Below are 22,781 nucleotides of genomic sequence, written 5' to 3'. Positions count from 1 at the left end.
GCCCTCGGCGTCGGGCTCGCTGGCGTGTTGCTGGTGAGTGGTGCGTTCAGCCAGCCGGCGCAGGATTGCCATTTGCTCGCCGCTGGCACGCAGCGCGGCCAGGGAGGCCAGCGCCGGCTCCAGGTAGATACGCGCCTCCATGACTTCACTGAAATTGGTTCGGCTCGACAGCTTGGCGAAACTCATGGCCGCACTTGGCGGGGTAGGGCCGACGAAGGTGCCTTTGCCCTGGCGGCGCCAGATATGCCCCTCGGCTTCGAGCACCGCCAGCGCGCGGCGAATGGCCCGGCGACTAACCCCGAAATCCACCGCCAGGTCGCGCTCGGTCGGCAACGGCCGCTGCGGAAAGGCTGCCTGCTGCGCGACCAGTTGGCGCAGCGCATCCAGCGCCATTTTCGAGGAGGTGTCGTGCGTTGCGTCAGTGTCGATGCTGTCCATCTGCGTCTCTCGTCACGGGGATTAACCGCAGGCCCAGGGCTTGATCAAGCAAGGCGTGGCTGATGAGGAGAGGTGCAATAGCGATGCCAATGGAAATTGGTTCAGCCGCATGCGCCGATGACCGGACGTTCAGGCAGGCACGATCCCGCCAGGTCGGGCCAATCGGGAAAGGTTCACAAGTTTGGTTCGCGGGGGCAGGAAGGATTGGTTCGGGGGTGAAGCGAACCAATTTCTGGGACGTGCCAGGCAAGGCGCCTGTTTATGGTTCAGATGCGTTATTAGAGGGCAGTGACCGGGGTGATTCTGGCCGAAGCCAGAATCACGGCTGCATCAGTCCCACTGCGGCGCGAGGCTGGCCGGGCTGGTCAGGCGATGGCCACGGTCGAGCTGAGCAATCTGCGCCATATCGTCTTCGCTCAGGGTGAGGTCCACGGCTTTCAGGTTGCTTTCCAGGTTCGCACGCTTGGTCGAAGACGGAATCACGGCATAACCCAATTGCATGGCCCACGCCAGCGTCACTTGTGCAGGCGTCGCGTTGTGGCGCTGGGCGATCTGCTCGATCACCGGGTCCTTCAGCACTTCGCCGTAGGCCAAGGTCATGTAGGAGGTGATCTTGATCCCGTGCTGCCTGGCAAAATCCGCCACGGTGCGGTTTTGCAGGTAGGGGTGCAGTTCGATCTGGTTGGTGGCGATGTTCTCGGCGCCGACCGCAGCAATCGCTTCTTCCATCAGCGCGACGGTGAAGTTGGAAATGCCGATCTCACGGGTCAGGCCTTGCTGTTTGGCTTCCAGCAGCGCGCCCATGAATTCAGCCACAGGGACTTGGCCTTTGGGCGATGGCCAGTGAATCAGCGTCAGGTCGACGTGATCGGTTTTCAGCTTGGCCAGGCTTTCCTTGAGGCTGGGGATCAGCTTGTCGGCGGCGAAATTGTCGGTCCAGATTTTGGTGGTGATGTAGAGCTCGTCACGCGGCACGCCGCTCTGCACGATGGCCTGACCGACTTCAGCTTCGTTGCCGTAGATCTGCGCGGTGTCGATGACGCGGTAGCCCAGGTCCAGGCCATTGCTGACCGAATCGATAACGACCTGATCTTTCAGGCGAAAGGTGCCGAGGCCAAATGCGGGAACTGCCATAGGAAAACTCCAGGGTTCAGGAGGGAAGGGAACGAACGAAACAGACGGCCAGTATCCCGCGTCGCCTGGCAGGGAAAAACCACAGCGCAGGCACGGGACTTTTGACGCGGGATCATGAATGCCATGGAGTTTGGGGCAGCGGGTGGTCGGCTTCGTTCAGTTGGAAAGTTGCACCGCTGGATTAAATGCACCCACAAAGGTCGCCGTGCCAGCAAGTGATCAACGGCCGCACCTACGTCTGTAGGAGCCGGCTTGCTGGCGAACCCGTTGTGTCATTCACCACGGCAGCGCCTGAACAAACTCATTCGCCAGCAAGCCGGCTCCTACAGATTTCGCGCATTCCAAATCGCCCGTTCGACGCAGATCCTGGCATGGCGCCGAAGTACTCATCAGGCGCCAGGCACTTCAAACATGTCCGTCGCGCTTGACGAAATGCTTGTGCATGTCCGCCGTCAGCGCTTCAACGCGTTCGGTCAGCATTTTGGTCATTTCGGTGAGCCGGGTGTTCTGCTCCAGCAGCTCAAGCATCTGCGCCGTGTTTTGCGCCGCTCGGCCCATGCGTTCTTCGTTGGCCGTTGCCAGCGCCTCGCGGTGCAACGCGTCGGCATCGGCGCTGGCTTTGTCGCGCGCGGCCTGTCGCGTTTGCGCGAGGAGAATCAACGGCGCGGCGTAGGCCGATTGCAGGCTGAACGCCAGATTTAGCAGGATGAACGGGTAGAGGTCGAACGACACCAGCCCGCTCAGGTTGGCGCCCACCCACAGCAGCACCAGCAGCGTCTGCGCACCGAGAAAGGTCGGTGTGCCGAAGAAGCGCGCAAACGCTTCTGCCTTGAGGGCGAACGCATCGGTGCCAAAGGTCGGCGCCAAATGCGCGTGATGTTTATGGAAGCGCAGGTGGTCAACCGGCGCTTTGGCAGCGACAGTGCCCCGCTCGGCGGGGGAAGGGGTGGGCGGTGCAGTGGGCATGATGCTTTCCTGAAGACAGAAACATCTGCCCACTATAGGCCCGCGCCCCGTGGTGGTGTGCTGAACCTGCGCTGAACCTTTATGCAGGCCTGCCGACAGGACAGCGGCGCTGTGGCGTCAATCCACCGGTTCGGGGTACAGCGGCTTGGAAAGCTGCATGATGCTGGCGTAGTCGTAAACGTATTGGCGGCCGGCGTGACTGGTCATGCGCAGACGATCGATCAATTGCCGCTCTTTCTTGTTCAGGTATCTCAAACCGAGGTGGTCACTGGACTTGAGGCGATCACGTTCATGGGCGTCAGGAAAGGTGATGACGTTCGTCATGAAATATCTCCTTGATTAAATCCGTGTCCCCGGCTCCGTGTTCCGGGGTTCACCGTTTGTCGTGCGAGTCGCACCTTACCCACAAAAAGTCGGACGCTACAACCCTGCAAATGATCAGTGGATCACAGGATCTGCGTGATTTCGAACGATTGGCGGCTGCCGTTCACCACCACTTCCACTTCATCGCCGTCGAGCTTGCCGAGCAGGTGCTGACCCAATGGCGACCGTGCCGTGATCACCGTGATGACGTGCTCGTCGGCGGTGATCTTCAGCCCTGCGGCGTCAGGCCCGAGAAACAACAGCTGCTCGGCACCGTTGTCTGCCCGCAAGGCCACGAGGTCGCCGGTCTGAATGCCCCGCTGCTCATCGAAAGGCTTGAGCACCAGATGACGACAGAGGCTCAGCGACTGACGGATTTCTTCCACCCGCCGCGCCTGGCCCGCCGCCAGATACGACGCCTCTAGCCCAAGGGTGTCGTACTTGTTCTCGGCGATATTCTCTTCGTGGGTCGCGGTTTCGTAAGCGGTTTGCGCAGCACGCACGGCCACGTCGAGATCGACCTGCAACTTTTCAACGATACGCTGCAGGACGGTGTGCTTGTTCACGGGCATGGGTTCACGGCCATGGAATGACTCGACTTAAGGTTCAACCGCAGAACTGATAAACGCTCGCACGGCTTTTTTCGCTGGGAGCGGTCTGGTTCTGTTGCATCCAGAACTGGCACTTGGGCCCGTTGAAGCTGCGTTGCCGCTCCGCCTGTTCGGCCTCTTGCGTCTGCCGCGCTTCGCTGTCGCGCAGGATCTGCCGGTACTGATCGAACATCGGGTTATCGCTTTCCGGCCTGGCCTTTGCCGCTGGCGGAGCGGTCAATTGCGCAGCTGCGTTGCTTAGCGCCTGGGTCTGCTCGGCGGGGAGCAGCTTGTAGATCAGCCACAGGCTCAGCAGGACGGCGAGAAACCCCAGCCAGATGCCGGCGGCAATCGACAGAATCAGCCTGAGCGGGCGCAGCGTGACGGACAGTTCGCGATGGATGACGTACATGACAGACTCCAGACTTGTATGCATGTGGCCAGCAGTGGCGCAATTGTCGCACGGCCGGGGCTGGTGATTCTGCGCCGCAATGAAGGACAATCGGTTTTTTTGAACTGACTCGGGGAGCCCGGATGAAAGCCTCCTGGGATATTTTCTGCAGCGTTGTGGATAATTTCGGCGACGTCGGCGTGACCTTTCGCCTGGCCCGACAACTGGTCGCCGAACACGATCTGCACGTCCGCCTCTGGGTCGACGACCTGAATGCGTTCGTCCGCCTGTGCCCGGGCGCGGATCCGCTGGCTGCACAGCAGGTTCGGGATGGCGTTAGTGTCTGTCTGTGGCCCAAGGTCTGGCAACCGGTCGAGCTGCCGGACGTGGTGGTCGAAGCCTTCGCCTGCCGGCTGCCACCTGACTACATCGAGGCGATGCGTGTGCAGGACATGCGTCCGCTGTGGTTCAACCTCGAATACCTCAGCGCCGAGGACTGGGTGTCGGGTTGCCACGGCCTGCCGTCGATCCAGTCGTCGGGCGTGCGCAAGTATTTCTTCTTCCCCGGGTTCACCGACAAGACCGGCGGGTTGCTGCGTGAGGCCGGGTTGATCGAAAAGCGTCAGGCGTTTCAGTCAGATCCGGCGGCGCGGCAGGCCTTCCTCCAGCGCCTGAACATCGCGCCCCGCGCCGATGCACGGCTGATGTCCCTGTTCGCCTACGAACACGCCGGGCTTGGCAGCTGGCTGGCTTGCCTGGCCCAGGCAGATCGCAACACCCACCTGCTGGTCCCGGAAGGTCGCGTTCTCGGCGACGTTCAGCGCTGGTTGGGGGTTGATGAGTTGAAGGCAGGCGCCGTGCACGTCAGAGACAGCTTGACGGTTCAAGTACTGCCATTCGTGGGTCAGGAGGACTACGACCGGCTGTTGTGGTGCTGCGATTTCAACGTGGTGCGCGGTGAAGATTCATTCGTCCGTGCGCAGTGGGCCGGCCGGCCGCTGATCTGGCACATCTATGAACAGGACGACGACGCGCACTGGGCCAAGCTCGATGCGTTTCTGGCGTTGTATCTGGCGGGGCTTTCGGACGGGGCGCGGCAGGCGCTGACCGAGGTCTGGCGCCAATGGAATGCGGGAAAAGACATGACACGGGGCTGGAATGCCCTTGAGCAACACGCTGACGAACTGGCTGCCCATGCCGAGCGCTGGTGTCTGGAACAGGCCTTGCAGGAGGATCTGACGACTGCGCTGGTAAGCTTTTACCGAAATTGGATATGATACGCGGCCTTGTATTAAGCCCTGTACGAAAAGTGGCTTTTCGTACAGGGCTTAGAAAGATCTTTCATCCAAATTCGGATACTCGTAATGAAAACTGGTAAAGAGCTTAAACCCGGTACCGTGATCAAGCTGGAAAACGATCCTTGGCTGGTTCAGAAAGCTGAATTCACCAAGTCGGGCCGTAACAGCGCGATCATGAAGACCAAGCTGAAGAACCTGCTGACCGGCTACAAGACTGAAATCGTCTATAGCGCCGACGACAAGCTGGAAGACGTGATCCTGGACCGTAAGGAAGCCACGCTGTCTTTCATCAGCGGCGACACCTACACGTTCATGGACACCACCGACTACACCATGTACGAGCTGAACGCTGAAGACATCGAAGCCGTTCTGCCATTCGTTGAAGAAGGCATGACCGACGTCTGCGAAGCGATCTTCTTTGAAGACCGTCTGGTTTCCGTAGAACTGCCGACCACCATCGTGCGCACCGTCGACTACACCGAAGGCTCCGCTCGTGGCGACACGTCGGGCAAGGTCATGAAGCCGGCCAAACTGGCCAACGGTACCGAGCTGCAGGTTGCCGACTTCATCGAAATCGGTGACAAGATCGAAATCGACACCCGCGAAGGCGGTTCTTACAAAGGCCGTGCCAAATAAGCACTGCTTTTGTCAGGCCGGTGGTGTAACGCCGGACATGAAAAAGCCCGACCATTGAGTCGGGCTTTTTTGTGGGGAGTGTTTTCGCTGGGTGCTCCACGCTGGGTTGCGCGAGCGGCTGTCAACGGAGTCATCCTCAACTCGGCCTACCAGGAATCATAGGGGATGCCGAACTTGTCGATGTAGGCCTGCGATGCCTCATTAGGAGGGCGATAGTAACGACCCTTTGCATAACCTTGATGAGGACCTTTCTCGACTATCCGACCTTGTATGCGACTGACTTCAATCGCATCGATACAAACTCCCATGAGCCAGGTTTTGACAACACCGCCGGGAGCGAGACCCACCACCAGATTCTTTCGGTAGTCATCGATCAAAACCTTGCTTGAATCGCAATAGGTTTTCCCACCCTCAAGCATGGATTGCTGAATTCGCTCTGGAATCTCAATGTAGGCTTCATAGGTTTGGGGTTCTGCTAACGATTGCCAGCGTACATAGATCAGCCGAGGGACATCTGCACGCCAGACGTGCTTGCCTTTTCCGTCGCCCGGTTGTTTATGCCAGCCTTTTGGATTTCCCCGGAGCTTGGGTGGCGTCTGAATCCCCGCCACGCCACTCATGGCCCGTCTGAATAACCGCCCTTTGACATCGACGACATCGGCTGTCTCAATCCAGACTTCCATGTAATTGGGGGCAAGAAAGCCCAGTCGCCATGCGTCGTAAGGTAGCTCCACCCCGTAGTCGTTAGCGCTGCTGCATCCGCTCAGAATCAGGCCAAGTACGCATCCGAATAGGACGTTGATTTTTTTTGATCCGCCTTTACCAAGAGTCATAAGGGATCCCGAACTTGTCGATGTAGGTCTGCGATGCCTCGTTGGGAGGACGATAGTAACGACCCTTTGCATAACCTTGATGAGGACCTTTCTCGACTATCCGACCTTGTATGCGGCTGACTTCGATTGCATCAAGACAGCCTCCCTGAATCCAAGTTTTAGTCACGCCTCCCGGTGCCAAACCCACGGTAATCAGGTCTCTATAATCGGTGATCCATTTGTTATCTGCCCTGCAATATGCGCGCTCACCTTTAAGCATGGCTTTGCGAACGTGTTTAGGTATTTCTATGTAAGCTTGATAGGTCTTCTGTTCGGCCAAAGATTGCCAGCGCACGTATATAAAGCGAGGAAGACTAGCACCCGAAACTTGTTTTCCCGCGCCAGCTCCCGGGCGTTTTGGCCAGCCCTTCGGACTGCCAGTCAAATTCGGTGGAGTCTGCACTGCTACCACGCCACTCATTGCCCGTTTGAACCATCTGTCGTTAATATCCACAGCGTCAGCGGTTTCGATCCAGACCTCCATATAGTTGGGAGCAAAGAAGCCCAATCGCCAAGAGTCGTATGGAAGTTCTAAGGTGTCGTCATTAGTGGCGCTGCACCCGCTGAGGATCAGGCCCAAGACGCATCCAAGCAGCGCATTGATCCTACCGATTGCCATGAACAATCCGCTTATGGTCATCGGTTGGCCGGTTGATAAACATTGGTCCGATGCTCGTTCTGTTACGGTCTTTCACAGCGTTCCAACTGGCGGACAGGTGTATATACCGGAGCAACAACAAATCCTCTTCAGCGGTGGTCAGATCAAGCGCTGCTCTCTTACCTGTTGCATAACCCAAAATCTTCGCTGAAATGGTGGCGAGATCAGTCGGCAAGGACAGGCGCTGGTCGTACTCGTCGATAACGTCGAACGGAGCACCATGCTGAACAGCCAGCTCACGCATCACCCGTAGATAAATCTTCGACAAATCTCCCTCCAGCTCGCGATCAAGTGTGGTGATGACCTTAACCTGCTTGTGTAGGGGGATTTGATTTTCCTGCGTGCGTTCTTCGTCTTCGGAGCGGCAACGTATATCTAGCTCAAGACCCTGATCGACCAGGCGTCTGACCAAAGGACCGACGCTTTGAATGGATTGTGAAAAAGCAAGCGACTGTTCGTTAGGCGTGGTCTTTCGTTCCCGGCTACTCGCCGGTTTCGCGACCAGCAGCCGTTCACGCATACGAGGCCGGTAGCCTCCACCAATGTCTGAATGCGAACCGGGCAGAACGATATCGTTCTCGGTACGAATCAGTGAGAAATTCAGACGATGTTCGTCCCGCGCTACCAACTGCACAACTTTGCGGGCGGCACCCGTTGGAAGCCCCAGGTTGAGTCCCCAGTTACGATCATTGCCGGGGCTGAAATCCAGCATGAACGGTGTGACGATGGCTGGCACGGTGTCAAAAAGACCAATGAAGTTCAGATGCACATCATGCTGGACTCGCCAACCGAACCCTTCAATGAATATCGAGTTACCGGTAGGCAATGCTTTTGCAAGCAGGCTGTTGATGCCTTTTCGTATGTCATTGGCGAAATGACGAGCGGCGGCGGCTCCGCGGCTGAACCCGAATATATCGATCTCAAGACGGCGAATCGTTACTTCTGGATTGTTGCGGTTAAATCTCAGCAAGCGCTCCACAACCGACTGCGCACTCTGCTCAACCCGCGCCAGTACTCCATTTTTTCCTCTCCCAGTGGCTTGACCCCAAAGATCGTCACCTCCGCCGCTGACAGTTCCGATCCCTTCGATGTATACCGCTATCGATGCTTCATCAGTTGCTGAATCAATACGCTCGCCGGCTTGGTCCTTATACAAATCATAAAGCCGCGCCACATTCGAGGTGTCATTCCCAAAGCTGTTGTCGGGCGCACTCCCGTCAATCCCATAGCCAAACTCGGCACAGAACTTCTGTATCTCCTCGGCTTCATTTTCCAGCCCGACATCTTTCGCCATGCAACCTGCAACCGCTTCGCTGTTGGCCTGGTTGTTACCGGTGCCGTCAAAGAACACACCAAGGCGCAGAGTGATCAGTTGTTCTTGCTCGACTTCTTCTTCCTCTTCTTCGAGGTTATGCTCCCTCTGCGCGTCAGCAGTACGGCGTGCGTTGAGAGGCGTGAACATCGCTGTGACGGCAGCACCCTGCCTGTCACCAGCGGCCGAAAAAGGCCAGGCCGCTACTGCCGCCGAACTCTCCTCGTTCTCGTAGCTGGCACAGAACAACGAAGCTTCCAACCGGGCTTTACAGGGGCAACCGCTTACACTGTCCAATGTGCCGGCCAAGCGAATGCCGTCACTGGTCATGTGGGAAATTCCGCCCTCGATCCGATACGTTTTACCGTCGACACCGCAACTCACCGCGTCGCCCTCTCGCGACTGTTCCAGGCCGTGCAACCCCATGCTGGAAGTTGCTTCCATGACGAATCCGCCACAGCGGGTCTTGTCGTGCAGTCGAATGTAATAACCGGTAGCCATCAATGCTCGTTCCCTGTTCAGGTGTCGCGTCCATGCGAAAGAATGAAGATGTGGAAGATCCACGCGAAAGCCCGATGGGCAGGTCGCGGGTCTGAACCAACTGGGGTGTTATTCGGCGTTCGCGCTGCCAACAGCAGGCAGGAAGTCGGCAGCCAAAGGAACGCCCTGGCGGGCTACGAACGGTCTGTGGGGCTGTGGCGTGTTGATGATCTCGTCGCCGTTGCACAAGCGGCTCCCCACTAACGCGACGTGACCATTGCTGTGGCCTGCGCCTGTGATGATTTGGGCGGTGGAACCATCCGGATAAAGAACGCAGTCTCCCTTATGCGCTAAGCGCACTTGCTCGCCGTTCTCCAGGGTGCACGTGATGGTCGACTGCGTTTTTTGAACGATGCCGCCGTCGCGCGTCTGGCTGCCTTCAGTGGCAAGCCGATAGATGCCGATGGGCGGATGGGCCAGGCAATAGGCTTCGTTTTTGCGAATGACCGCCACAGCGTCTTCGTGAAATTCAGCAATCTGTTCAGAAGTGAAGGTGGGCTTGTCGAGTGACTGAAGAAAGTCGCCTGTCACTTCATTGGTGTACATCGGAGGGAGTGAGGTAGTCATGCCCAAGTCCTGAGTCGTGATCATTCTGAGAGGGCCGTATCAATCAATGCGTGGTGATTGAGCCGGCCGGGCAGAAATGATGATCAGGTTCAACGCCAGAAACCGAAGCGCCGTGCCTCCGATGACGTAGGACCGAAATGAAAAACGTCTGGTCCGTTTCTTACAGAAAACGTCTATTCATACTCAGCAAAAAGCCCCTGACTCTTGCGAGTTCAGGGGCTTCATCTTGCAGGTGGGCGAGACACGCTGACCCTGTAGGAGTCGACACGCCGGCCCGGTTCGTCCCGCCTTATTTCAAATGGACTTTCAGCTCTTGCGAAGCCTGCAACATCGCCGAGCGCACTTCTGGCACTTGGCTGACGACGTTCAACAACCCGTAATCGTGAATCATGCCGTTGTAGCGAACCGCCGTCACCGGCACACCGGCCTGGTCCAGCTTGCGGGCGTAGGCTTCGCCTTCGTCGCGCAGCACGTCGGCACCTGCGGTTTGCACCAGGGCGGGTGGCAGACCTTTCAACTGCTCAGTCGTGGCCCGCAGCGGTGAGGCATAGATCTCGGCGCGCTGCTTCGGATCGGTGGTGTAGTTGTCCCAGAACCACTTCATCATGTTGCGGGTGAGGAAGTGACCTTCGGCAAACTGATCGTACGAACCGGTATCGAAGTTGGCGTCAGTCACCGGCCACAGCAGCACCTGATAGCGAATCGCCGGGGTGCCTTTGTCCTTGGCCATCAGGCTGACAACCGCCGCCATGTTGCCGCCGACGCTGTTACCCGCGACCGCCAGACGCTTGCCGTCAACGTTGATTTCCTTGCCATGCTCGGCGACCCATTGGGTCGCCGCATAGGCCTGGTTGATCGCCGTCGGGTAGTGCGCTTCAGGCGAAGGTGTGTAGTTGACGAACACCGCCACCGCCCCCGAACCCTCTACCAGATCGCGAACCAGACGTTCGTGGGTCGGGTAATCGCCGAGCACCCAGCCGCCACCGTGGAAGTACATGAACACGGGCAAGGTGCCTTTGACGCCGGCCGGACGAACGATCGTCAGGCTGATGTTCTGGCCGTCCACCGAAATGGTCTTCTGGCTGACATCGGCTTTGGGCAGGGTCAGCTTGACCCCGGCCTGGGCACCGGTCAGAACAGCGCGGGCGTCTTTGGGCGACAGCTGTTCGATCGGCTTGCCGCCTCCGCCATTCAGCGCGTCCAGAAACGCCTGCGTGTTGTGCTCAACGTCGGTGTCGGTCGCTGCGTAAGCGTTGCCGATCGACAGAGCGAGGAGCGAGCCAGCCAGAATCTTGCCAAACGTGTTCATGTTGTTCTCCCGGTCAGTCGAGGTCTTAGACGGTTACGTGCAGACGTACGTCGACGTTGCCGCGCGTGGCGTTGGAGTACGGGCAGACCTGGTGGGCTGCGTCGACCAGCGCCTGGGCTTCGGCTTGTTCAAGGCCCGGCAGGCTGATGTGCAGGTCGATGTCCAGACCGAAACCACCAGGGATCTGACCGATGCCGACATGTGCGGTGATCGACGCATCGGCCGGGATGGTTTTTTTGCTCTGACCGGCGACGAATTTCAGCGCGCCGATGAAGCAGGCCGAGTAACCGGCAGCGAACAGTTGCTCAGGGTTTGTGGCTTCGCCACCGGCGCCACCCAGTTCTTTCGGGGTGGCCAGTTTGACGTCGAGGATTTTGTTGTCGGAAACAGCACGGCCATCACGGCCACCGGTTGCGGTTGCGACTGCGGTGTAAAGAGCTTGCATGGTATTTCCTCTCTTGCTGATTGGGTGGGGACACAAGGTTGAATCAGAGTTTACTTAGCGCTAAATGTTTGTGCGCTAAGCAAGTGAGATGGAATGTACTGCGCTAATGTTTAGCGCGCAAGATAAAATTTCAGATTTTTGAAAAAGGTTGATCACGGCGCCCTGATCAGAGGCTGTCGTGCAGGTTCCCACGCAGGGCGAGCAGGTCTTTTTGCAGGGCTTTGAGCTGCTCAAGATTGATGCCGCTGGCGGCAAGAATGCATTGCGGAACGCTCTGGGCCTTCTTGTGCAGCGCCTTGCCTGCCTCGGTCAGCGTCAGCAGCACAACGCGTTCATCGTCTTTGCTGCGGGTCCGACGGATCAGGCCCTCGGCCTCAAGCCTTTTGAGCAGGGGTGTCAGCGAGCCCGGATCGGTCAACAAGCGGGTGCTGACTTCTCCGACGGTCAGGCCGTCGCGCTCCCACAACACCAGCATTGCCAGGTATTGCGGGTAGGTCAGGTTCAGCTCCAGCAGCAGCGGCTTGTATACCTTCGTCATCATCAGTGACGTCGAATACAGGGCAAAACACAGCTGGTTGTCCAGCAGCAACTCGTCGCAACTGCCAGCGCCTGCCTTGTTGGTGCGCTCGTTGGCGTTCATTCGGGTATCCCTCGGTTGGTCATTCATGCTCGATAATTTAGTGCTCTGATGTTTGATGCACCAGATAATTTCTGTAATCGCCGCGTGCGTGGCGTTCTATCGGTCCGACAAGCGCGGTTATTCGCGCCCTGATCGGTCTTGGATCGCCTCTATCGTTCACGGCGGATTTCCTCGACGGCGATGACTGCGTAGCATGCGCGCAGAAACCGGATCCGAGGAACGCAAGTGATTGTCGATGTAGTGATGTACCTGCTGCTGGGCGCCGCGATGGGCACACTGGGCGGGCTGTTCGGCATCGGGGGCGGGCTGGTCGCCATTCCGGCGCTGGGCGTGCTGTTCGGGCTCGATCAGCAACTGGCGCAGGGCACGGCGCTGCTGATGGTGCTGCCCAACGTGCTGGTGGCGCTGTGGCGCTATAACCAGCGCAACCGGGTGTCGGTGCGTCATGCGTTGATGCTCATCGTGCCCAGTTTCACGATGTCCTGGCTGACCTCGCTGTGGGCCGTGCGCGTAGATCCCCAGAGCATGCGCCTGGGTTTCGTCGGGTTTCTGATCGTGCTCACGCTGTTTAACCTGGTCCAGATGTTCTCGCGCAAAAGCTCCGCCGGCGCCCAGATGCGTCACACCCGATGGCTGTGGCTGCTCGGCGTAGGCTCGGGCGTTACGGCGGGCCTGTTCGGCGTGGGCGGCGGCGTCATTGCCACGCCCATGCTGACCGGCATTTTTGGCGCGACGCAGGTGGCGGCGCAGGGCCTTGCGCTTGCACTGGCAGCGCCGAGCACGGCGATCACCCTGGCAACTTACGCCTTGCACGGTCACGTCGACTGGCGAATGGGGATTCCGCTGGCGGTTGGCGGGCTTGCCAGCATCAGTTGGGGAGTCGCGCTGGCGCACAGCCTGCCGGAGCGCGTGCTGCGTTGGTTGTTCTGCGGCTTTCTGGTGATCTGCGCGATCATGCTATGCTTCAAGCTGTGATCCGACGCGGGGAGCTGCCGCTCTCGGTTTCGGTTACAGCCTGAAACCCTCGGCAATGTGGTCGGCCAGGCATTCGGTGATCGGCGACGGATTGTTTGGATTGCGCAGCAGCACGATGCTCGCCGACGGCAACTGCGGCAGGCCGTGCTGTTCACCCAGCACTTCCAGGTCCGAGGTGATCAGGCTTTGCAGTTGCGCCGTCACCGCCAGCCCTGCGCTGACCACTGCCATGATCGCCGACAGGCTCGCGCTGGTGTAGGCGACCCGGTATTCACGGCCGCCCGCCTGCAGCGCATTGAGTGCCCACTGGCGACAAAAGCAATCGGTGTTGAACATCGCCAGTGGAATAGGCGTCTGCTCCTGTGGGCAAAAGCCTGCGCCGACCGCCCAGACAAACCGCTCCTGGCGCAGGATCTGCCCGATTTCCTTGCCCGGCTCGCGGGTGACGATGCTCAGGTCAAGGTCCTGACGTTGCAGCAATTGCGTCGAAGACTCGCAATGCACTTCCACCTGCACGAGCGGATAGGCCTGGGCAAAACGCTGCAGAATTCCCGGTAAAAAGCGCATCACGTAATCATCCGGCGTGCCGATTTTCACCGTGCCGACCATGTGCGGCTCGCGCAGGGTATTGAACACTTCGCTGTGCAGTTTCAGGATCCGGCGCGCGTAGCCCAGCAGCACCTGGCCTTCCGCCGTGAAGCCGATGGTGCGCCCGTCCTTCAGAAACAAGGGGCGCCGCACCACGTCCTCCTCCAGCCGTTTCATCTGCATGCTCACCGCCGACTGCGTACGATTCACCACTTCGCCCGCCTTGGTGTAGCCGCCCTCATCGGCGATCGCGACGAAGGTGCGCAGCAGTTCGCTGTCGATACTCGGGTAGGTGGTCATGCATCAATCTCCCAGATGCAGTGCATAAGAAACATTCGTTGGATTGATCTTAGGCCCCGCGCAACACTCTGCCCATCCCCACTGGAGGGCAAGACGATGAAAGGTCAAAAAGGTTACGTGCTGGTCGTAAAACCCCTGTCGCAGGAATCCGCAGTGCAACGTTGGTGGAAGTCGGCTGTGGCGCAGCTCGCCCGTTGGTACAAGCTGCATCAGCAACGCGTTGAACTGGCCACGCTGAGCGACGACGCGTTGAAAGACATGGGCCTGAGCCGGGCGGATGTCTATGAAGAAGTGGAGCGTCCTTTCTGGGATGACCCGATGAAGCACTGACAGGGCAGCGGGAGATCGGTTAGCGTTGGGCTTCGCCAAGGAGGTCGCAATGCCCGCTGAACTGCCGATCCACCCGCAACTTTCACTCAAGCACGCGCGCCGTCTGGCGCTGGCCGCCCAGGGATTCAACGGCCGTCAGCTGCCTGCGACCATCAAGGCGACGCACCTCGCGCAGCTGATCGAACGGCTTGGCGTGCTGCAGATCGATTCGGTCAACGCGCTGGTGCGATCGCACTATCTCCCGCTTTTTTCGCGACTCGGCAATTACCCGCGCGCGTTGCTGGAGCAGGCGGCGTGGGGCCAGGGACGGCAACGCCAACTGTTCGAATACTGGGGGCATGAGGCCTCGCTATTGCCGGTTGGCTTGTATCCGCTGATGCGCTGGCGAATGCAGCGCGCGGCGCAGGGGGAGGGCATCTATCAGCAACTGGCGAAGTTCGGCCGCGAGCAGCAGACCGTTATCGCCCGGGTGTTGCAGACCGTGCGCGAGCAAGGCGCGTTGGGTGCGGGCAGTATCAGCACGCGTCAGGAGCGCGCCGGACCCTGGTGGGACTGGAGCGCTGAAAAGCAGGCGCTGGAATGGCTGTTTGCAGCGGGGGAAGTCACGGTCGCCGGCCGTCGCGGTTTCGAGCGGCTGTACGATTTGCCCGAGCGGGTCCTGCCCTCGGCCATCGTCAATCATCCTGATATCGGCGAATCCGATGCCCAGCGAGCCTTGTTGCTGCACGCTGTAAAAGCCTTGGGCGTGGGCACTGAAAAGGACATCCGCGATTACTTCCGGCAGGACCCGGCACCTGCGAAGCGTGGGTTGGCGGAGCTGCTGGAGGAGGGCGCAGTCCAGCGCGTTCAGGTGCAGGACTGGAAACAACCGGCCTACACGCTTGCAGGGTTGACGGTTGCGCGCAAGGTCAACGCCAGCGCCTTGCTGTCGCCCTTCGACTCATTGATCTGGGAGCGGGCGCGCACCGAGCGGCTGTTCGATTTCCACTACCGGCTGGAAATCTACACGCCAGCGCACAAGCGGGTTTACGGCTACTACGTGCTGCCGTTTCTGCACAACGAACGCATCGCGGCGCGCATTGACCTGCGTGCGGAAAGGGCAGCCGGGCGTCTGGCTGTCCATGCGGTTCATGAAGAACAACCCGGACTGGATGACGAAGGCATGCAGGCCCTCGCATTTCACTTGCGGCAATTGGCCAACTGGCTGGATCTGCCGCAGGTGCTGATCAACTGCCAGCGCGCCAGTGCGGCGCGCTTGCGGTCAGCGTTTGTGCGCAACGGCTTTGATCACCTGTAATGAAACGGAGGACCGGCTTTAGCCGGGAATGGGCCGGCGCTGGCACCCTCAATTCTATGGTGTGACATCCGACGCTTTCCCGGCTAAAGCCAGTCCTACAGAAAACACCGCGCCGTTAGTGAGACCGTCTTTAGCCGGGAATGGGCCAGCGCTGGGATCCTCAATTCTATGGTGTGACATCCGACGCTTTCCCGGCTAAAGCCAGTCCTACAGAAAACAGCGCGCCGTTAGTGGGACCGGCTTCAGCCGGGAATGGGCGGGGAGGTCATGCGCGGGCGCCGTTTGCTGCATCCATTATTCGCAATTCATTGTAGGAGTGAGCTTGCTCGCGATGCGGTCATTCAGACGCTCCAAGGGTGTCTGTTAATGCCTCTTCGCGAGCAAGCTCACTCCTACAGTCGGTCCCATCACGACCTAGCGACGCACCTGCTTCAACGTTTCCGCGATCAAAAACGCCAGTTCCAGCGACTGATCGGCATTCATCCGTGGGTCACAGTGGGTGTGATAACGGTCCGACAAGCCATCTTCGGTGATCGGTCGGGCGCCGCCGATGCATTCGGTGACGTTCTGGCCGGTCATCTCGATGTGAATGCCGCCCGCGTACGTCCCTTCGGCCTGGTGCACCTGGAAGAACTGCTTCACCTCCGCCAGAATCCGGGCGAAGTCGCGGGTCTTGTAACCGCTGCTGGCCTTGATGGTGTTGCCATGCATCGGGTCCGAGCTCCACAGCACCTTCTTGCCTTCGCGCTCTACCGCGCGAATCAGCCCCGGCAAGTGATCGCCAACCTTGTTGGCGCCCATGCGCGCAATCAGGTTCAGGCGCCCCGGGTCGTTGTCCGGGTTGAGGATGTCGATAAGGCGGATCAAATCATCGGTGTTCATGCTCGGGCCGACCTTGACGCCGATCGGGTTCTTCACGCCGCGCAGGAATTCCACGTGGGCGCCATCGAGCTGCCGCGTGCGGTCGCCGATCCATAGCATGTGCGCCGAGCAATCGTAGAAGTCCTGGGTCAGGCTGTCGCGACGCACGAACGCTTCTTCGAAATTCAGCAGCAGCGCTTCGTGGGCGGTGAAGAAACTGGTTTCGCGCAGCTGCGGCGAGGTGTCCATGCCGCAGGCGCGCATAAACGCAAGGGTCTCGTCGATCCGGTCGGCGAGCTGGCTGTATTTGTCCGACAGCGCCGAGTTGGCGATGAAATCCAGGTTCCACTTGTGCACTTGGTGCAGGTCGGCAAAGCCGCCCTGGGCGAAGGCACGCAACAAGTTGAGGGTCGCCGTGGACTGGTGATACGCCTGAAGCAGGCGGTCGGGGTCTGGCACGCGGCTCTTCTCGTCAAAGCCGATGCCGTTGACGATGTCCCCGCGATACGCCGGCAGGGTCACGCCGTCAATCGTCTCGTCGTTGGAGGAGCGCGGCTTGGCGAATTGCCCCGCCATGCGCCCGACCTTGACCACCGGGCAGCCGGCAGCGAAAGTCATGACGATCGCCATCTGCAGCAGCACCTTGAAGGTGTCGCGGATTTTTGCCGCGGAGAATTCGAAGAAGCTCTCGGCGCAGTCGCCACCCTGCAGCAGGAACGCCCGGCCCTCGGTCACCTCGGCAAACTGCCGGCGCAGCTCGCGTGCTTCCCCGGCGAACACCAGCGGGGGATAGCTGGCAAGTGTTTGCTCGACACGGCGAACGTGGTCGGCGTCGGGGTATTGCGGCTGCTGCTGGATGGGCAGTTTCCGCCAGCTGTCGGGGCTCCAGGGTTGGCTCATCTTGAACTCGAGGTCAATGCGATCGGACAGCCATGTTAGCAGCTCACCCCGAGAATTTGCGTGACCTGAGGGGCGCGATTCGCGGACAATCCGCGCTTTTCCGGGCGCCTTGTCCGCTTTTGGAGAAGACCAGGCACGGCGCGCGGCGACGCCTATCCCTGCAGGCGCGATCCCGATCACTTTGACCAAGGGCACGAGAACAGCAATGACCGAGGAACGCGTAGAGCACGTGTTGGCCGAAGTTCACGACCAGTTTGGCAAGATCCGCGTACTTGAGGTGGCCGATTACCGCTTCCTTGAGTTTGGTGACGCCATCGAGCAAAGCTGCACGTTCACGGCCGATCCTGCCTGGCTCGAATACGACTACACCCGCGCCATGTTCATCGGCGCCCTCTGCCATCCGGCCCCGGAGAGCGCGCTGTTCATGGGGCTGGGCGCGGGCACGCTGACGCAGGCGTGCCTGAAGTTTCTGCCCCTGGAGGACGTTGAAGCGATTGAACTGCGTCCCGACGTGCCGCGTCTGGCCATGGAATACATGGGCCTGCAGGACGATCCGCGGCTGTATGTGCGCATCGGCGACGCCCTCGACCTGCTGCCGACCGCGGAAGACGCCGACCTGATTTTCGTCGATCTGTACACCGACACCGGTCCTGCCGTCGGCCATCTGGCCTGGGGGTTTCTCGAGAAATGCCAGCAGCGACTCAACGCGGGCGGCTGGCTGATAATCAATCAGTGGGCCTCGGACGATGGCAAGCCGCTGGGCGCGGCCCTGCTGCGCGGGCTCTATCACCGTCATTACTGGGAACTGCCGGTGAAAGAGGGCAATGTCATTCTCATCGTCCCTGCCGACCTTGATCAGACCCTGGACATCGACGCGTTGACCCAGCGCGCCGAGGGCCTGGCGCCGCATCTGGGCTATTCGCTGTTGCCGTTGATCAAGACGCTGCGGCCTGCCACTTGATCAGCAGCCCCTGAACACCGGCGGGCGTTTTTCCAGCAGCGCCTGCAAGCCTTCTTTCGCGTCCTCGCTGTCGAGCACCCGTTGTACCCGCGCCGGCAATGCCTTGGCCGCCACGCTTTCACCCTCAAGCACCGCCTGACGCGCGGACTCAAGGGTAGCGCGGATGCCCAGCGGTGCGCGTTCAGCGATGTGTTGCGCCAGGCGCAGCGCCGAGGGCAGGAGGTCCTCCGGGGCCATCACTTCCTGCACCAGCCCCATACGGCAGGCTTCGTGCGCGTCGAACTCGTCGCCCGTCAGCAGCCAGCGCATGGCATTGCCCCAGCCGGCGATCTGGTGCAAGCGCAGGGTCGCGCCACCGAACGCAAAGATGCCGCGCTGCACTTCCAGATGGGCGAAGCGCGAATTACTCGCGCACAGATTGATATCGGCGGCGAGCATCAACTCGATACCCAGCGTCAGGCAGTACCCTTGCGCCGCGACGATCACCGGCTTGCTGACCCGCGGGCCGACAGACACCCCCCACGGATCGAAACCGCCGGGCGGCAGGGTCCAGCCGTCTCTCAGCGCGGGCCCGGCCTCGGCCAGGTCGAGCCCGCCGGTAAAGTGCTCACCATGAGCAAACACCACCGCGACACGTGCCTGGTCATTACGCTCGAACTCGCCGTAGGCCAGGCTTAGCTGGTTTAGCATCTCCATGTCGAACGCGTTGCGCCTGGCGACGCGGTCCAGGCCGATGAGCATGATTGCCCCGCGCTGTTCCCGGCTGACGTGGCCTTTAATCGAAGAGGTCATGTCGCGATTCCCTGAAGATGAGGAGAAAGGGAGGATGGGGTGTCGCACTGTCTGGATGAATCGTTTAAGCTCTGTTCGCTACCGATACCGGGCACTTGAAAAGTAGACACTGACGCAGCTTTGCGCAAAGCCTGTGACAGTTGGCCGCAAGGGGCTGTTTCGCTAAAAAAATCCTCACTTGTTTCAGCATTTCCGGTATAGTGCGCGCCGGCCTTTCATAGGGCCCTCGTCACGGTATGGGTTCGTGAAGCCATCTTCTCGAACCGGTTCGGTCACGAACCACCCATGACGATCCATTCATCAATACGTTTTCGCAAATCCCCGCCGACAAAGCAGCCAGGGTGACTCTAGGGTCTTACACGGCACGCGCAGCTTTGAAGCATGGGTCTTTGCGGATGCACTCAGAGGCAGACCCATGACCCAGGAAACCGGCGGCTTCGCCGCTCTTAACCTTCACCCGACCATTCTTGCAGCTGTCATCGCTACCGGCTACGAAGAGCCTTCGGCCATTCAGCAGCAATCGATCCCAATTATTCTCGCCGGTCACGACATGATCGGTCAGGCGCAGACAGGTACCGGCAAAACCGCCGCCTTCGCTCTGCCGATCCTGAGCCTGATCGACCCGACGAAACGCGAGCCGCAAGCGCTGATCCTCGCGCCGACTCGTGAGCTGGCCCTGCAAGTGGCCACCGCATTCGAAACCTACGCCAAGCAGATGCCAGGCGTAACTGTTGTGGCTGTCTACGGCGGCGCGCCGATGGGCCCACAGCTGAAAGCCATTCGTAACGGCGCTCAAATCGTCGTCGCTACCCCGGGTCGTCTGTGTGACCACCTGCGTCGTGACGAAAAAGTCCTGGCCACCGTGAACCACCTGGTTCTCGACGAAGCCGACGAAATGCTCAAACTGGGCTTCATGGATGACCTCGAAGTCATCTTCAAGGCCATGCCTGAGACGCGTCAGACCGTGCTGTTCTCGGCGACCCTGCCGCAGTCGATCCGCGCAATCGCCGAGCGTCACCTGAAAGACCCGAAACACGTCAAGATCCAGAGCAAGACCCAGACCGTTACCGCGATCGAGCAGGCCCACCTGTTGGTTCACGCTGACCAGAAGACCTCTGCCGTTCTGAGCCTGCTGGAAGTCGAAGATTTCGACGCCCTGATCATGTTCGTGCGGACCAAGCAGGCCACTCTGGATCTGGCCAGTGCCCTTGAAGCCAAAGGCTACAAGGCTGCTGCGCTGAACGGCGACATCGCCCAGAACCAGCGTGAACGCGTCATCGACTCGCTCAAGGATGGCCGTCTGGACATCGTTGTAGCGACCGACGTTGCTGCCCGTGGTCTTGACGTTCCGCGCATCACTCACGTGTTCAACGTTGACATGCCGTACGACCCGGAAGCCTACGTTCACCGTATCGGCCGTACTGGCCGTGCCGGTCGCGAAGGTCGCGCCCTGTTGCTGGTAACGCCGCGTGAGCGTCGCATGCTGCAAGTGATCGAGCGCATGACCGGTCAGAAAATTGCCGAAGTGCGTCTGCCGGACTCCCAGGCCGTTCTCGATGCCCGCATCAAGAAGTTGACCAACAGCCTGTCGCCGCTGGTTGCTGATGCCGAAGCAAGCCATGGCGAATTGCTGGACCGCCTGACTGCCGACATCGGTTGCACCCCACGTGCCCTGGCGGCTGCTCTGCTGCGCAAGGCCACCAACGGTCAGGCATTGACCCTGAGCGCGATTGAGAAAGAACGTCCATTGGTGCCGAACAACGCACCACGTGGTGACCGTCCCGAGCGTCCGGCAGGCGACCGTCCTGATCGTGGCGACCGCGAACGTCGTGCCCCGGTGCCATTGGCCGAAGGCCGTGCCCGTTGCCGTACTGCGCTGGGTGCCCGTGACGGCATCGCTGCCAAAAACCTGCTGGGCGCCATCCTCAACGAAGGTGGTCTGGCTCGCGAAGCAATCGGTCGCATCCAGGTGCGTGACAGCTTCAGCCTCGTCGAGCTGCCGGAAGACGGCCTCGAGCGTCTGCTGGCCAAGCTGAAAGACACCCGCGTTGCCGGCAAGCAGCTCAAGCTGCGTCGCTACCGCGAGGACTGATCTGCTCTTGAGCTGATCGTCTGAAATAAAAAATCCCCGACTGGTTCGGGGATTTTTTTTTGTCTGGAATTTGGGGCTTTGTTGGATTACATGTAAGAGTGCCTTTGAAGCGAGGTAGCGCCCTAAGCGACTACGCCTATGAACAATGCCAGATGGGAGGGAAGCGGTTGTCCGATTAACGATGAGAGCTCGGCTATCTGCTCGCCCGCAAGCGGCCATTCGGCTGCAGCCATGGCATTAAGGCTTTCGTGGCCGAGAACGCTGACGATCTGATTAGTCAGCGCTGTATCTACTGCCAGCTCGTATTTCAGCGAATCGTCCGGATCATCATTCGGAAGAAAACCGTTGATTTCTAGGTACATGGATATTGCTCCTATTTTTCTACTTTGCGGCCAGGCTGCGCTGGCTTGGTTTGTTCACCCGTGATGGCGTCAAACTCACCTAGATGCTTGCCCTGTCTATCGTAAATCTCGACCGTTCCATGTTGGCTGTCCCATTCCAATATACGGGCCTTGCCATCTTTCCAGCGTTTGCGAAGACCACCTCCGCCTTGGACCTTAGTCTTTCCAGTTACTTTCACTGCATCTGGGAAGGCCGTAAGCCCTGCGGGAGGCGGATGATACCCATGATCCCCATTAAACGGCCGCGCATACACCACATACATCGACCTCAGCCCCGAATCAGCGGGGAACACCATGATGCAGTCTTCAGCGGTGATGTCTTCGCCGGGTAGGCCGTCGAGCTGGCTGTCGGTGTCGTCCGGGATCGGGTGGACGAGAATGGTGCCTAAACGTGCATCGCTGTTTTCAGGATACACCAGCGGTTCGAGGGTCCCGAGTGGGCCTCGGGGTGGCGTCATGAGGATGGTGATGCCGTTGAGGTGGGCTTCCATAGCCGTCTTGTCGGAATTCCATTGTGCTTGCACGGTGCGGACCGAATCATCGCCGGAGGCCTTGGCGTGAATCCCGTACACCTGCAACTCGCCGTCCCCATCACGGCGCAGTTGAAAACGCACCCGCGTGGTCGCCTGGGTCATGCTGCGCAGTTCATCGTCGGTGTAGAGCGTACCGTCGCCCATCTTCGCCGGTAGCATGCCCAGAATGAAAAGACCCGCAGGGCCGCTTGCGCCGCGAAGCAACCAGGTATGGCTGCGTTGCATGATGCCGCCCCCGGCCATGCGCCCCAGTCCCATGTCCGCGCCCAGTGCAGCGGCGATGGCGGTGGAGGCGGAAGGCAGCATCATGGCGCCCGCCATCATGATCGCGCCGAAGTTCGAAGCAGATTCTACGGCGGTGCCGGCTTCAGTCCTGCACCAATTCCCGGCTGCACATGACTTGGCAAAGACCTTGTCGGTGCGCTGCATCGGGGCGGGCCAGCGTTCTGGTGTTGGGGCTTGAGTTGGCACAGGTTCGGGCGGTGGATTCCAGGCTGCCCAGGACGCGCCGCCGTTGGGAAGCGTTGTGCCTTTGAACATCGAGTTTTCCCAGAAGGGATCTTTTGTGTCGTCCTTGAACATGACCTACCGG

25 protein-coding genes are annotated in these 22,781 nt (G+C 59.8%); 7 read left to right on the top strand and 18 right to left on the bottom strand.

The window, feature by feature from the left end; all coding sequences use genetic code 11:
- The 6 genes from VF672_RS05605 to VF672_RS05580 all read right to left on the bottom strand — a co-directional run.
- Positions 1–438 (bottom strand): FadR/GntR family transcriptional regulator (locus VF672_RS05605; RefSeq protein WP_331102320.1); only part of this gene is annotated, 438 nt, incomplete at its 3' end.
- 330 nt (positions 439–768) lie between these two features.
- A complete protein-coding gene (gene dkgB, locus VF672_RS05600; RefSeq protein ID WP_331102318.1) occupies positions 769–1,572 on the bottom strand; it encodes a 2,5-didehydrogluconate reductase DkgB in 804 nt (267 codons plus the stop codon).
- Between the two features lie 405 nt (positions 1,573–1,977).
- The gene (locus tag VF672_RS05595; RefSeq protein WP_331102316.1) at positions 1,978–2,538 is read right to left on the bottom strand and encodes a DUF1003 domain-containing protein; all 561 of its coding nucleotides are present in this window, start codon (positions 2,536–2,538) and stop codon (positions 1,978–1,980) included.
- 117 nt (positions 2,539–2,655) lie between these two features.
- Positions 2,656–2,862 carry a hypothetical protein gene (locus VF672_RS05590; protein WP_331102314.1) on the bottom strand — a complete coding sequence of 69 codons (207 nt, stop codon included), beginning with the start codon at positions 2,860–2,862 and terminating at the stop codon, positions 2,656–2,658.
- 122 nt (positions 2,863–2,984) lie between these two features.
- The gene (locus VF672_RS05585) at positions 2,985–3,467 is read right to left on the bottom strand and encodes a transcription elongation factor GreAB (protein WP_331102324.1); all 483 of its coding nucleotides are present in this window, start codon (positions 3,465–3,467) and stop codon (positions 2,985–2,987) included.
- Between the two features lie 40 nt (positions 3,468–3,507).
- Positions 3,508–3,903 carry a hypothetical protein gene (locus VF672_RS05580; RefSeq protein ID WP_331102312.1) on the bottom strand — a complete coding sequence of 132 codons (396 nt, stop codon included), beginning with the start codon at positions 3,901–3,903 and terminating at the stop codon, positions 3,508–3,510.
- A gap of 122 nt (positions 3,904–4,025) precedes the next feature.
- Between VF672_RS05580 and earP the strand changes: the two genes are divergently transcribed.
- Positions 4,026–5,159, top strand: a complete 1,134-nt coding sequence (gene earP, locus VF672_RS05575; protein ID WP_331102310.1) for an elongation factor P maturation arginine rhamnosyltransferase EarP — start codon at positions 4,026–4,028, stop codon at positions 5,157–5,159.
- Between the two features lie 87 nt (positions 5,160–5,246).
- Positions 5,247–5,816 carry an elongation factor P gene (locus tag VF672_RS05570; RefSeq protein ID WP_037011849.1) on the top strand — a complete coding sequence of 190 codons (570 nt, stop codon included), beginning with the start codon at positions 5,247–5,249 and terminating at the stop codon, positions 5,814–5,816.
- Positions 5,817–5,962: 146 nt separating this feature from the next.
- On the opposite strand, the gene VF672_RS05565 is transcribed toward VF672_RS05570, so the two are convergent.
- The 7 genes from VF672_RS05565 to VF672_RS05535 form a co-directional block, all read right to left on the bottom strand.
- Positions 5,963–6,649, bottom strand: a complete 687-nt coding sequence (locus VF672_RS05565) for a DUF2931 family protein (RefSeq protein WP_331102307.1) — start codon at positions 6,647–6,649, stop codon at positions 5,963–5,965.
- Positions 6,636–7,307, bottom strand: coding sequence for a DUF2931 family protein (locus VF672_RS05560; protein WP_331102305.1), 672 nt, complete (start codon positions 7,305–7,307; stop codon positions 6,636–6,638). The genes VF672_RS05565 and VF672_RS05560 overlap by 14 nt, the downstream gene beginning before the upstream one ends.
- The gene (locus tag VF672_RS05555) at positions 7,294–9,159 is read right to left on the bottom strand and encodes a PAAR domain-containing protein (protein WP_331102303.1); all 1,866 of its coding nucleotides are present in this window, start codon (positions 9,157–9,159) and stop codon (positions 7,294–7,296) included. Before VF672_RS05555 ends, VF672_RS05560 begins: the two co-directional genes overlap by 14 nt.
- A 108-nt stretch (positions 9,160–9,267) precedes the next feature.
- Entirely contained in the window at positions 9,268–9,765 is a 498-nt protein-coding gene (locus VF672_RS05550) for a hypothetical protein (RefSeq protein ID WP_331102301.1), read from the bottom strand.
- Between the two features lie 289 nt (positions 9,766–10,054).
- Positions 10,055–11,074 carry an alpha/beta hydrolase gene (locus VF672_RS05545; protein WP_331102299.1) on the bottom strand — a complete coding sequence of 340 codons (1,020 nt, stop codon included), beginning with the start codon at positions 11,072–11,074 and terminating at the stop codon, positions 10,055–10,057.
- A 25-nt stretch (positions 11,075–11,099) separates the two neighbouring features.
- Entirely contained in the window at positions 11,100–11,519 is a 420-nt protein-coding gene (locus VF672_RS05540; RefSeq protein ID WP_065993050.1) for an organic hydroperoxide resistance protein, read from the bottom strand.
- Between the two features lie 166 nt (positions 11,520–11,685).
- Positions 11,686–12,159 (bottom strand): MarR family transcriptional regulator, encoded by a 474-nt coding sequence (locus VF672_RS05535; protein ID WP_331102295.1) that lies wholly within the window; start codon positions 12,157–12,159, stop codon positions 11,686–11,688.
- 243 nt (positions 12,160–12,402) lie between these two features.
- On the opposite strand from VF672_RS05535, the gene VF672_RS05530 reads away from it, so the two are divergent.
- Entirely contained in the window at positions 12,403–13,134 is a 732-nt protein-coding gene (locus tag VF672_RS05530) for a sulfite exporter TauE/SafE family protein (RefSeq protein ID WP_414705576.1), read from the top strand.
- 33 nt (positions 13,135–13,167) lie between these two features.
- Here VF672_RS05530 and VF672_RS05525 read toward each other — a convergent pair whose 3' ends face one another.
- Positions 13,168–14,022 carry a LysR substrate-binding domain-containing protein gene (locus VF672_RS05525; protein ID WP_331102292.1) on the bottom strand — a complete coding sequence of 285 codons (855 nt, stop codon included), beginning with the start codon at positions 14,020–14,022 and terminating at the stop codon, positions 13,168–13,170.
- A 96-nt stretch (positions 14,023–14,118) separates the two neighbouring features.
- Between VF672_RS05525 and VF672_RS05520 the strand changes: the two genes are divergently transcribed.
- On the top strand, positions 14,119–14,352 hold the full coding sequence (locus VF672_RS05520; RefSeq protein WP_331102290.1) for a DUF1127 domain-containing protein: 234 nt from the start codon (positions 14,119–14,121) through the stop codon (positions 14,350–14,352).
- Positions 14,353–14,401: 49 nt separating this feature from the next.
- Positions 14,402–15,649: a winged helix-turn-helix domain-containing protein gene (locus tag VF672_RS05515; RefSeq protein WP_331102288.1), complete on the top strand. Its 1,248-nt coding sequence runs from the start codon at positions 14,402–14,404 to the stop codon at positions 15,647–15,649.
- A gap of 414 nt (positions 15,650–16,063) precedes the next feature.
- Here the strand turns inward: VF672_RS05515 and VF672_RS05510 are convergent, their stop codons facing one another.
- Positions 16,064–17,410 (bottom strand): class II 3-deoxy-7-phosphoheptulonate synthase, encoded by a 1,347-nt coding sequence (locus VF672_RS05510; protein WP_331102286.1) that lies wholly within the window; start codon positions 17,408–17,410, stop codon positions 16,064–16,066.
- Between the two features lie 205 nt (positions 17,411–17,615).
- Between VF672_RS05510 and VF672_RS05505 the strand changes: the two genes are divergently transcribed.
- The gene (locus VF672_RS05505; RefSeq protein ID WP_331102284.1) at positions 17,616–18,371 is read left to right on the top strand and encodes a spermidine synthase; all 756 of its coding nucleotides are present in this window, start codon (positions 17,616–17,618) and stop codon (positions 18,369–18,371) included.
- On the opposite strand, the gene VF672_RS05500 is transcribed toward VF672_RS05505, so the two are convergent.
- Positions 18,372–19,163 carry a crotonase/enoyl-CoA hydratase family protein gene (locus VF672_RS05500; protein WP_331102282.1) on the bottom strand — a complete coding sequence of 264 codons (792 nt, stop codon included), beginning with the start codon at positions 19,161–19,163 and terminating at the stop codon, positions 18,372–18,374. It lies immediately after the preceding gene.
- Between the two features lie 415 nt (positions 19,164–19,578).
- Between VF672_RS05500 and VF672_RS05495 the strand changes: the two genes are divergently transcribed.
- A complete protein-coding gene (locus VF672_RS05495; RefSeq protein WP_331102279.1) occupies positions 19,579–21,255 on the top strand; it encodes a DEAD/DEAH box helicase in 1,677 nt (558 codons plus the stop codon).
- A 122-nt stretch (positions 21,256–21,377) separates the two neighbouring features.
- On the opposite strand, the gene VF672_RS05490 is transcribed toward VF672_RS05495, so the two are convergent.
- Together VF672_RS05490 and VF672_RS05485 are read right to left on the bottom strand one after the other, a co-directional pair.
- The gene (locus VF672_RS05490) at positions 21,378–21,617 is read right to left on the bottom strand and encodes a pyocin S6 family toxin immunity protein (RefSeq protein ID WP_331102277.1); all 240 of its coding nucleotides are present in this window, start codon (positions 21,615–21,617) and stop codon (positions 21,378–21,380) included.
- Positions 21,618–21,628: 11 nt separating this feature from the next.
- The gene (locus tag VF672_RS05485) at positions 21,629–22,771 is read right to left on the bottom strand and encodes a colicin E3/pyocin S6 family cytotoxin (protein WP_331102275.1); all 1,143 of its coding nucleotides are present in this window, start codon (positions 22,769–22,771) and stop codon (positions 21,629–21,631) included.
- Positions 22,772–22,781: the final 10 nt, after the last annotated feature.

Origin of the sequence: Pseudomonas sp., from assembly GCF_036387035.1 — a bacterium.
Lineage (GTDB): Bacteria > Pseudomonadota > Gammaproteobacteria > Pseudomonadales > Pseudomonadaceae > Aquipseudomonas.
Note: the sequence above shows the minus strand (reverse complement) of the source record. Positions and strands in the feature narration are given on the sequence as shown.